Origin of the sequence: Bacteroides caecigallinarum (assembly GCF_016901995.1) — a bacterium.
Classification (GTDB): domain Bacteria; phylum Bacteroidota; class Bacteroidia; order Bacteroidales; family Bacteroidaceae; genus Phocaeicola; species Phocaeicola cellulolyticus.
Genome location: NZ_JACJLE010000047.1, coordinates 23,110 through 33,931, shown reverse-complemented (window position 1 = coordinate 33,931; position 10,822 = coordinate 23,110). Strand labels below are relative to the sequence as shown.

At 39.9% G+C, this 10,822-nt stretch carries 9 protein-coding genes; 7 read left to right on the top strand and 2 right to left on the bottom strand.

From position 1 onward, the window contains the following. Window positions 1-94 precede the first annotated feature (94 nt). Window positions 95-985: a WYL domain-containing protein gene (locus tag H6A61_RS12150; RefSeq protein WP_204393960.1), complete on the bottom strand. Its 891-nt coding sequence runs from the start codon at window positions 983-985 to the stop codon at window positions 95-97. Between the two features lie 319 nt (window positions 986-1,304). On the opposite strand from H6A61_RS12150, the gene ileS reads away from it, so the two are divergent. The 5 genes from ileS (at window position 1,305) to H6A61_RS12125 (ending at window position 7,303) form a co-directional block, all read left to right on the top strand. Next, window positions 1,305-4,790 carry an isoleucine--tRNA ligase gene (ileS, locus tag H6A61_RS12145; RefSeq protein ID WP_204393958.1) on the top strand — a complete coding sequence of 1,162 codons (3,486 nt, stop codon included), beginning with the start codon at window positions 1,305-1,307 and terminating at the stop codon, window positions 4,788-4,790. A gap of 70 nt (window positions 4,791-4,860) precedes the next feature. Further along, a complete protein-coding gene (locus H6A61_RS12140; RefSeq protein WP_204393956.1) occupies window positions 4,861-5,241 on the top strand; it encodes a TraR/DksA family transcriptional regulator in 381 nt (126 codons plus the stop codon). Window positions 5,242-5,351: 110 nt separating this feature from the next. Further along, a complete protein-coding gene (locus tag H6A61_RS12135) occupies window positions 5,352-5,984 on the top strand; it encodes a lipoprotein signal peptidase (RefSeq protein WP_204393954.1) in 633 nt (210 codons plus the stop codon). Window positions 5,985-6,000: 16 nt separating this feature from the next. Further along, window positions 6,001-6,924, top strand: coding sequence for a DUF4296 domain-containing protein (locus H6A61_RS12130; protein WP_204393952.1), 924 nt, complete (start codon window positions 6,001-6,003; stop codon window positions 6,922-6,924). A 7-nt stretch (window positions 6,925-6,931) separates the two neighbouring features. After that, window positions 6,932-7,303 carry a hypothetical protein gene (locus H6A61_RS12125; RefSeq protein WP_204393950.1) on the top strand — a complete coding sequence of 124 codons (372 nt, stop codon included), beginning with the start codon at window positions 6,932-6,934 and terminating at the stop codon, window positions 7,301-7,303. Here the strand turns inward: H6A61_RS12125 and H6A61_RS12120 are convergent. Further along, a complete protein-coding gene (locus tag H6A61_RS12120; protein WP_204393948.1) occupies window positions 7,300-8,052 on the bottom strand; it encodes a TrmH family RNA methyltransferase in 753 nt (250 codons plus the stop codon). The two genes, H6A61_RS12125 and H6A61_RS12120, sit on opposite strands and share 4 nt — an antisense overlap. 152 nt (window positions 8,053-8,204) lie before the next feature. Between H6A61_RS12120 and H6A61_RS12115 the strand changes: the two genes are divergently transcribed. Together H6A61_RS12115 and H6A61_RS12110 are read left to right on the top strand one after the other, a co-directional pair. Then, window positions 8,205-10,508 (top strand): BamA/TamA family outer membrane protein, encoded by a 2,304-nt coding sequence (locus H6A61_RS12115; protein WP_204393946.1) that lies wholly within the window; start codon window positions 8,205-8,207, stop codon window positions 10,506-10,508. 29 nt (window positions 10,509-10,537) lie between these two features. After that, the gene (locus tag H6A61_RS12110) at window positions 10,538-10,780 is read left to right on the top strand and encodes a DUF6965 family protein (RefSeq protein WP_204393944.1); all 243 of its coding nucleotides are present in this window, start codon (window positions 10,538-10,540) and stop codon (window positions 10,778-10,780) included. The last annotated feature ends 42 nt before the right edge of the window (window positions 10,781-10,822 follow it).

Sequence of the window (10,822 nt, the reverse complement as noted above, 5' to 3'; positions counted from 1 at the left end):
AGAAATCGTCGAATATCTTCAACATTTTCAGAGACAAGTCGAAATTTTTAATAGACAATCTATGCCGGCTTTACCAGTTTTAATCATACGGGGTTTACTGAATGCTTACGTTCATCTCACCTATAGTCTTGCGGATTTCTTTAATCAGACAGTCCGGACTGAGGACCTGAAGGCTGGAGCCGTAGGATAATAGCTCCTGAACCAGATCGAGAGTGATTTTCATATGCATCTTAAAGATGATAAAATTTTCATCGTGAGAGATTACTTCCTGTGTATGGTGCAGCGGTCTTGTCTGTATGTACTGGCCTTGCTTGGTAGTGAATTTTAAAAGAATATCGTGGGCTTTGGTATTTTCTTCACCATGGATAATCCCGAAATTGTCATTATATAATACCTGTGGATAGTTCTTTTCCTTCATAGTGAAACTTTTGTCGCTGACTGTCGCACTGTCCATACGGTCGAGTGAATATACACGCAGGGCATTTCTCTCGTGGCAATGGCCTATCAGATACCATCTTTGGCGGAAGAATTTTATAAAGTAAGGTTCTACAGTGAAATTCTGTGCATCCATCCAGTACGAATGATAGGTGATGTTTATGCATTTGCTGCGCGACATGGCATCAGTGATGGCGTCAAGATGTTCTTCGCCTCCGAAAGTGCTTTCAAGGATGATTCTGTCGGCAAGGCGTTTACGTCTGGAAATAACATCTGTGGATGATGCAACCTGTATCAGCCATTGGTTGATAGGGGAGTTGCCTATTTCTTCCGGATATTCGATATAATATTCGTTAGTGCTACGGTCGCAATTGATGTTGATGTCGAACATCTCTTCGGCTGTGCGTTTGTACGACATGAAGGTGTTACGGTGCAATGTAATGCTGTAGTCAGCATTGTGTGCTCTCCATTCTTCCTGGATTTCATTAAGTGTCATTCTTTTTCTTCTTAGGAGTAGATTGACAAGCCAAATACATATTCTATTCTTCATAAATTCAGCTTTTTATGATAATGTTGCAAATTTACGGAATGTATGCACCGAAAACAAGTGCAAGCGATAACTTCTATAAAATAGGTTTCAGGATGAGATGTCAGAGAAGAAAAATCTTACTTATGATTTTAAGGACGGTTTTCGCTTTGTTTCAGATATGAAAAAAGATAAACAGCATTAACCCACAATTTTTATTCTTTTTGCAAAGCTTTTGAAAACCTTTTCTTTTTATTCTCTATTTTTTCTTATAAATTTGCAGCCTAAATTTAGGAAGGCTATATGCCAAGATATAAGATAATTAGATAAAACAACATAAACTATGAGTAGTAAATTTACTGAATATTCTCAGCTGAACCTGTCTGAGGTGAATAAAGAAGTGCTGAAGAAATGGGATGAGAATGATGTATTCTCAAAGAGTATGACTGAACGTGAAGGCTATCCTTCGTTTGTTTTCTATGAAGGACCTCCATCGGCTAACGGTATGCCGGGTATTCACCACGTTATGGCTCGTACTATTAAGGATACGTTCTGCCGTTTCAAAACCATGAAAGATTTTCAGGTTAAGCGTAAGGCTGGATGGGATACACACGGATTGCCGGTTGAACTTGGTGTTGAAAAGGCTCTGGGTATTACTAAAGAGGATATCGGTAAGACTATCTCTGTGGCAGAATATAATCGTCATTGCCGCACTGATGTCATGAAATTTACCAAGGAATGGACTGACCTGACTCATAAGATGGGTTACTGGGTGGACCTTGAAAATCCTTATATCACATATGATAACCGTTACATCGAGACTTTGTGGTGGCTCCTGAAGCAGCTTTACGGAAAAGGCTTGTTGTACAAAGGTTATACAATACAGCCATATTCTCCTGCTGCCGGTACAGGACTTAGCTCTCACGAACTTAACCAGCCTGGTTGCTACCGTGACGTGAAGGATACAACTGTTGTAGGACAGTTCAAGATGAAGAACCCGAAACCTGAAATGGCTCAGTGGGGTACTCCTTATTTCATAGCTTGGACTACTACTCCTTGGACATTGCCTTCAAACACAGCTCTTTGCGTTGGTCCGAAGATTGACTACGTGGCCGTACAGACTTACAACGGTTATACAGGCGAGAAGATGACTGTAGTTTTGGCAAAACCTCTTCTTTACACTCATTTCAACAAGAAAGCTGAAGATATAGCTCTTGAAGACTATAAACCGGGCGACAAACTTATTCCGTTCAAGGTGGTAGGCGAGTACAAAGGTACTGACCTTGTAGGTATGGAATACGAACAGCTTATACCATGGGTTAAGCCTGTTGAGGCTACAGCTGATGGATGGGTTGAGGCTTCTGCTAAGGCTTTCCGCGTAATCCCTGGTGATTATGTAACAACAGAAGACGGTACAGGTATCGTACATATCGCTCCTACATTCGGTGCCGACGATGCCAATGTGGCTCGTGCTGCAGGAATTCCTTCATTGTTCATGATTAACAAGAAAGGCGAAACTCGTCCTATGGTTGACCTGACAGGTAAGTTCTATCTGTTGGACGAACTTGATGAGGCTTTCGTGAAGGAATGTGTAAATGTTGATGCTTATAAAGAATATCAGGGACGTTGGGTTAAGAATGCATACGACCCTCAGTTCACGGTTGACGGCAAATATGACGAAAAAGCTGCTCAGGCTGCAGAATCGCTTGATATCTATATCTGCATGATGATGAAGCAGAACAATCAGGCATTCAAGATTGAGAAGCATGTACACAACTATCCTCACTGCTGGCGTACAGATAAACCGGTGCTTTACTATCCGTTGGACAGCTGGTTTATCCGTTCTACTGCAGCTAAAGACCGTATGATAGAACTGAACAAGACTATCAACTGGAAACCAGAATCAACTGGAACAGGACGTTTCGGCAAGTGGCTTGAAAACTTGAACGACTGGAACTTAAGCCGTTCCCGTTATTGGGGTACTCCGCTTCCAATCTGGCGTAACGATGAAGGCGAAGAATTGTGTATCGGTTCTGTAGAGGAACTTTATAATGAAATAGAAAAGTCTGTAGCTGCAGGCTTTATGACAGAAAATCCATATAAGAAGCTTGGTTTCGTTCCAGGACAGTACAGCAAGGAAAACTACGATAAGATAGATCTGCACCGTCCTTACGTTGACGATATCATCCTTGTTTCTGAAAGCGGCAAGCCGATGAAACGTGAATCAGACCTTATCGATGTTTGGTTCGACTCTGGTGCTATGCCATATGCACAGCTTCACTATCCGTTTGAAAACAAGGAAATAGTTGACAACCGTTCTTACTATCCTGCCGATTTCATTGCTGAAGGTGTTGACCAGACTCGTGGATGGTTCTTTACACTTCATGCAATCGCTACTATGGTGTTCGACAGTGTAGCTTATAAGAATGTTATCTCTAACGGTCTTGTACTCGACAAGAACGGTAACAAGATGTCTAAGCGTCTTGGTAATGCGGTAGATCCGTTCGCTACAATCGAGAAGTTCGGTTCAGACCCATTGCGCTGGTATATGATTACCAATGCTTCTCCATGGGATAACCTGAAGTTCGATACTGAAGGTGTGGACGAAGTGAGACGTAAATTCTTCGGAACACTTTACAATACATATTCATTCTTTGCACTTTATGCAAATGTCGATGGCTTCTGCTATGCAGAGAAAGATGTACCGATGGAAGAACGTCCTGAAATCGACAGATGGATATTGTCATTGCTCAACTCTTTGATTAAGGATGTTGATGCTTGCTATAATGATTATGAACCAACCAAGGCAGGTCGTCTGATTACAGACTTCGTGAACGACAATTTGAGTAACTGGTATGTACGTCTGAACCGTAAGCGTTTCTGGGGAAGCTCAATGTCAACAGACAAGCTTTCTGCTTATCAGACTCTGTATGTATGTCTTGAGACAGTTGCCAAACTGATGGCTCCTATAGCTCCGTTCTATGCAGACCGTCTGTATATGGATCTTGTAAATGTTACAGGACGCGACAATGTGGTTTCTGTTCACCTTGCTAAATTCCCTGTTGCCGACGAAAGTCTGATAAATAAGGAGCTTGAAGCACGTATGCAGATGGCACAGGATGTCACTTCAATGGTGCTTGCACTTCGCCGTAAGGTTAATATCAAGGTGCGTCAGCCGCTGCAGTGTATCATGGTTCCTGTTGTTGACGAAGATCAGAAACGTCATATCGAGGCAGTTAAGGATTTGATCCTTAGTGAAGTTAACGTTAAGGAAATCAAGTTCGTTGAAGGAGCATCAGGCGTATTGGTTAAGAAAGTTAAGTGTGATTTCAAGAAACTTGGTCCTAAGTTCGGAAAACAGATGAAAGCTGTAGCCGCTGCTGTTGCAGAAATGTCGCAGGAAGCTATTGCAGAACTTGAAAAGAACGGTTCTTACACATTTGCTCTTGACGGAGGTAACGCCGTTATCGAAACTGCCGATGTTGAAATCTTCAGCGAAGACATCCCGGGATGGCTTGTTGCCAACGAAGGTCGTCTGACTGTAGCTCTTGAAGTGACTATAACTGAAGAACTCAGACGCGAAGGTATAGCACGTGAACTTGTAAATCGTATTCAGAACATCAGAAAGAGTAGCGGATTTGAAATAACTGATAAAATAAATATCACTTTATCAAGAAATTCCAACACTGATGATGCTGTAAATGAATATAATAATTATATTTGCAACCAAGTTTTGGCTAACTCACTTGAATTGGCAGATGAAGTTGCCGAAGGTACAGAACTTAACTTTGACGACTTCTCTCTGTTTGTGAAGGTTACCAAACAGTGATAAATGTTCTCATCTGCCGGGTGTTGTAACATCTGGCAGGTACTATTATTAATTTTAAAACTTAAACACTATGGCTGAGAAAACAAGGTATTCTGACGCAGAACTCGAGGAGTTCCGTGCCATTATAATGGAAAAGCTTCAGCTCGCAGAACGCGACTATGAGAAACTTAAAAGCAGCATTATGAATGCTGACGGTAATGATACAGACGATACATCACCTACGTATAAAGTATTGGAAGAAGGTGCCAGCACTTTGTCGAAGGAAGAAACAACACGTCTGGCATCTCGTCAGCTTAAATTTATTCAGAACCTGCAGGCAGCTTTGGTACGTATAGAAAACAAGACATACGGTATTTGCCGTGAAACAGGTAAGCTGATACCTAAGGAACGTCTTCGTGCAGTACCACATGCAACATTAAGTATCGAAGCTAAACAACAAGGAAAGAAGTAATTTTTATTATTTTATGAAATTGAGAATCGAAGTATTTCGGTTCTCAATTTTTTAGGATTATTTTCAGGTTTATGGTGTTTTAAGTTTTTACAGACAACATAGGTATTGATATGAACAGAATTTTTTCTCAAGGCAGAATGTCTGCCGCCATAGTGGTGGCGGTATTGATTATCGATCAGATAATTAAGATATGGGTTAAAACATCAATGTTCCTGCATCAGAATTATAAGATAACAGACTGGTTTTATATTTATTTCACCGAAAACAATGGAATGGCTTTCGGTCTGGAAATATTTGCCAAACTTTTTCTCACCATTTTCCGTATTGTAGCGGTTATATTGATTACATGGTATATATCCAAGCTTGTGCGTCAGCCTGAAAAAGTGAAAAACGGATACATAGTCTGCCTGTCATTGGTGCTTGCCGGAGCGATAGGCAATATTATCGACTGTGTGTTTTATGGAGAAATTTTCAGCGAGAGTACCAGAACTCAGATAGCAAATTTCGTACCTCTGGGTGAAGGTTATGCCGATTGGCTGCACGGTAAGGTTGTCGATATGTTTTATTTCCCGATAATTGATACTTATTGGCCTGATTGGATGCCGTTTGTCGGAGGCGAGCATTTCATATTTTTCAGTCCTATATTTAATTTTGCCGATGCTGCAATTAGTTGCGGAATCATAGCATTGCTTGTTTTTTATAGCAAATATCTTAATTCTTTGTCTCATACAGATAAAAAATAACCAATACACATATATAATGAAGAAGTATTTACGTTTATTGTTTTTTGTAGCTGTCGTGTTTTTGGTATCTTGTGGAAAACAGATACCTGGTGATATTATACAGCCGTCAGAAATGGAAGAGCTGCTATATGACTATCACCTGGCTCTTACTATGGGCAATGATTTGAGTTATACAGAAAGATACAAACGTGAATCTTATAAGAATTATGTGTTCAAGAAACATGGTGTGACCGAAGCTGAGTTTGACTCTTCAATGGTTTGGTACACCAGAAACAGCAAGATGCTTACAGATATATACAAGAACTTGCAGAAACGTTATGAGATGGAAGAAGAGCAGATGAGGTCTGAACTGAACAAACGAAGCGGACAGATTTCCGTATCCTTGTCTGGAGATTCTGTTGATGTATGGTCGGACAGAAACCTTTATTGGCTTACGTCATCACCTCTTACAAACAGGCTTATGTTTGACCTCAAGGCGGATACTACATTCCATGAAAATGATATTCTGGTATTCGAAGCCGATTATAAGTTCCTTTCATATGTTCAGAACAGTACAAAGGCTGTAGTGGCAATGAATATAACATTCAAGAACGACAGCACCCTGGGAGTTTCCAGAGTGATAGAAAAATCAGGTAAGGAGCAGCTTGTTCTCAGTCCTGACTCTGCTTATGAATATAAGAGTGTCAATGGATTTGTGTATTTCAGTAATCCTGACAGTGCTGACGTTTCAGTTCTTGTAAACAATATCAGACTTGTGCGTTACAGAAAGGGAAGTTATAATGTCCGTTCTTCAAATGCTCCTGCAGCCGTGTCGAAAGAGCCCAAGGAAAGATGTGTAAAATCCGAAGAAGAAAAGACGGAGAAGGAAGAACTACGCGTATCCGACAGAAAAGTCAGGGTAATGGCAGAGCCTCAGGAAATAAAACAGGTGGCAAAATGATTGTACGATGAGAAAATTTGCTTCCCATAGGTTGTATATTCCTCATTTGGACTTGTTACTTAGAAATCATACTGTTGAGATTGACGATACAGGTCAAGTCGTTAGGTATTATCCGTTTGAAGGGGAAACCTGTTTCACTGAATGGCTTAACGGATTGATAGTGTTGTCGTGTGATTCTCCTGAGATATCTTTTGATTCAAGACATGATTCTGTAGCTTCTTCTACGGTATTGTTCGTAGATGAGAATAAAAATATCAGGAGTGTATTATCTGAAAATTCCGATAAATCACTCCTGACATTAAATGCATATTATATAACCATGTTTAATGTTTCTGATATGTCTTTCTCGAAAGAAAGCAGAATCGTACGTTTAGGTTAGAGTTGTCGTCTTCTGAATTCCGAACATACGATGGCTGTTGCTATTGCCACGTTTAGCGAGTCCGTTGTCTCGTTTCCCTGCGGATAGTTTGGTATCAGAATTCTTCTGTTTATAAGTGTCGATACTTCTTTGCTTATTCCGTTTCCTTCATTTCCCATTACTATAAGTCCGTTGGCCGACAGTTCGCTTTCATATATGTTGTTCCCGTCAAGGAAAGTTCCGAAAACAGGTACATCGTCAAGCCCGGAAATAAGTGCTTTTATGTCACAGTAATGTATCTTTACTCTTGCCAGAGCTCCCATGGTTGCCTGTACAGTCTTCGGGCTGAAAGCATCTGCCGTACCATGCGAACAATATATGTTTTTTATTCCGAACCAGTCGGCTATCCTTATTATTGTTCCCAGGTTTCCCGGATCTTGTATGTCGTCAAGCGCCAGGCATAATTCTTTTTTCGGATCATCGTCCGATGCCTCATAGTGAGGCATTTCGAATACAGCCAGAACATCCTGTGGAGTTTTAAGCAGACTTGCACGTGACAACTCTTCTTTTTCTACTGCTATTGTTTCATCTGCATTTATATTTTTGTTAGAATCCAGCCATTGCGAAGTAGCTACCAGAAGTTTGCATTTGAAGTGTGCCGAAAGTTCTGAAACAAGTTTGTTGCCTTCTGCCAGAAATACTCCGTTCTCCTTTCTGTTCTTTTTCATCTCCAGCGAACGGATGAATTTTATTTTGTTTTTACTGAGCATATTTGTATTTGAAATGTTTTGTCGGCAAAGCTAAGAAGATATTTTTAATTAATTGTTATCTTGCCGTTTATAAATTATATAAATTCATCCCTTACTATGTGTTGTTAGTGGATTTTTTGTACATTTGCAAATAAATTTGTTTACTTTTCGGAATGGTGGATTTGGTTCGTAAATATATATATATCGTAGTTACGGCATTATTGCTCGTCGGGTGTTCCGTAAGTAAATTTGTTCCTGAAGGAAAATATTTGCTCGATGAGGTGCATATCAGCAGTGACAATAAGGAAATCAAGTCCTCCGAAATGTATTCCTACGTACGTCAAAAGCCAAATTCCAAATGGTTTAGTCTAGTCAAGCTTCCAATGTACATATATTGTTCGTCTGGCAAGGATTCTACAAAGTGGATTAATAAGATTCTTCGTAAGATGGGCGATGCTCCAAGGATATACGATGCCCGTGTAGCCGAGGAAACCCGTATGCAGATACTTGGTGCTGTACAGAATAAGGGTTATCTTGGTGCTCAGGTTTCTCTTGAAGAAAAGATAAAAAAGAACAAGCTTGACACATATTACAGGATATCATCCGGTAAGCCGTATATCATATCTTCCATAGATTATAATGTAGAGGATTATGTTATCAGAGATTTGCTTATGAATGACTCAATACATAGCGGACTGAAAGTGGGAGAGAGGTTTGACGTAAACCAGCTTGAAGAGGAAAGAAACAAGATAACCCAGTTTCTGTTGAATAGGGGATATTATCGTTTTAACAAAGACTATATTACTTTTCAGGCGGACACAGTGAACGGAACTTACCGCATAGATCTTACTATGAATATAGGTTTGAACAATATGCCCAACAGTTCCGAGACTTCATTGCATCGTCAATACAGCATCAGGAATGTCAATTATCTTATGGATGTAGATTTTTCTCCCAATAATGGTGTTAATCTTGATACGATGTCTTACGGAGGAATAAATATCCTATATGACAAGAAACTGTTCTTGCGTCCTGGGGTTATTGACTCACACAACAGAATTGTTTCTGGGAAACTGTATTCTAATCGTGATGTAATGTCCACTTATTCTTCTTTGTCAAGATTGGGAATATTGAAATATTCTAACATAAGGTTTGTCGAACATCTGGAGAATGATTCTGCTTATCTTGACGCTTTTGTATCTTTGTCAAAAAACAAAAACAAGATGCTTTCTTTTCAGGTAGAAGGAACCAACTCTGCAGGTGATTTGGGAGCTGCAGCTTCAGTAACATATACACATCGTAATCTGTTCAAGGGTTCCGAGACTTTTACAATCAAGGTGAGAGGTGCGTACGAGGCTGTTACGGGACTTGAAGGTTATGCCAACAATAACTATACTGAATATGGAGTGGAGAGCAGTTTGGACTTCCCGGAATTTATGTTCCCTTTCCTGACATCGGATTTCAAAAAAAGAGTAAATGCGAAATCGGAAGTAAGCATAAAATATAATTGGCAGATCAGGCCGGAATTCGAGCGTACATTGGCTTCTGCAGCATGGAGCTACAGATGGAATAGTGGAAGAAGGGCCAATCACAGACTCGATGTGCTTGATATAAACTATATCTATATGCCGTACAGGTCGAACACCTTCATTGAATATCTTAATTACATGGATGAAGTCAATCCGTTGCTGAGATATAGTTATGAAGATCTGTTTATTGTAAGGCTCGGCTATACATATACGTATAACAGTGCCGGAGTCACAACCCAGCAGACTGCCAAGAAAAGTTCATATTCCATACGTTTCAATATCGAAGAATCAGGTAATCTGATATATGGATTTTCAAAACTGATACATAAAAAACCTTCGGATGGAGAATCCTTCAGGATGGGTAACATCAGTTTTGCACAATATGTGAAAACAGATTTCGATTTCGCCAAGAATATCATGATTGATGATAGAAACTCGCTTGTATTCCATATAGCTACAGGAGTGGCAATACCATATGGCAATTCAAAGAGTTTGCCTTTCGAAAAACTCTATTTCTCGGGAGGTGCAAATAGTGTAAGAGGATGGAGTGTGCGTTCGTTGGGGCCAGGCAGGTATCATGGTAATTCAGGATCATTGGATTATGTGAATCATACAGGAGATATAAAACTGGATTTGAACGTAGAATATAGGACACATTTGTTCTGGAAACTGAATGGAGCAGCATTCATCGATGCCGGAAATGTATGGACTCTGAAAAGCAGATATACGGATGATACCGGTCAGTTTGCATTCAACCGTTTCTATAAGGAAATTGCGGTGTCATACGGTCTTGGAGTCCGTTTTGATTTGGATTTCCTGATATTGAGATTTGATGGAGGTATGAAGGCTATAAATCCTATGGAAAGTGGAGCTGACAGATTTCCTGTGATCAGACCCGATTTCTCTCGTGATTTCGCATTCCACTTTGCGGTGGGTTATCCTTTCTAATTAATTCAGATAAACAAAAAAACAGTAATATGGCAAAAATAACATTGAAGTTATACACGCATGAAGAGCTTCTTGAACTGGAGGAATGGTTTAAACAAATAGATCTTCCGGAGTCTATACAGCTTGATAAGGCTACTTATATCCCGGATTTGAAAGATACGATAAACCGACTTTTTGTACAGGCTGAGATAAATTATGAAAATCCTAAGATGCAGGGAGCCATATATCTTCTGGAACGCCTAAAGGCAAAGCTGGAAGAAACTCAAAAGTGAATATAATTGCATAAGTCAAAAACATGTACTAACTTTGTCGTT

Coding starts and splice junctions, on each gene's coding strand:
- H6A61_RS12130 (WP_204393952.1), top strand. CDS start 6,001: ATGAAGAAGTATTTACGTTTATTGTTTTTTGTAGCTGTCGTGTTTTTG.
- H6A61_RS12140 (WP_204393956.1), top strand. CDS start 4,861: ATGGCTGAGAAAACAAGGTATTCTGACGCAGAACTCGAGGAGTTCCGT.
- H6A61_RS12150 (WP_204393960.1), bottom strand. CDS start 985: ATGAAGAATAGAATATGTATTTGGCTTGTCAATCTACTCCTAAGAAGA.
- ileS (WP_204393958.1), top strand. CDS start 1,305: ATGAGTAGTAAATTTACTGAATATTCTCAGCTGAACCTGTCTGAGGTG.
- H6A61_RS12125 (WP_204393950.1), top strand. CDS start 6,932: ATGAGAAAATTTGCTTCCCATAGGTTGTATATTCCTCATTTGGACTTG.
- H6A61_RS12120 (WP_204393948.1), bottom strand. CDS start 8,052: ATGCTCAGTAAAAACAAAATAAAATTCATCCGTTCGCTGGAGATGAAA.
- H6A61_RS12115 (WP_204393946.1), top strand. CDS start 8,205: ATGGTGGATTTGGTTCGTAAATATATATATATCGTAGTTACGGCATTA.
- H6A61_RS12135 (WP_204393954.1), top strand. CDS start 5,352: ATGAACAGAATTTTTTCTCAAGGCAGAATGTCTGCCGCCATAGTGGTG.
- H6A61_RS12110 (WP_204393944.1), top strand. CDS start 10,538: ATGGCAAAAATAACATTGAAGTTATACACGCATGAAGAGCTTCTTGAA.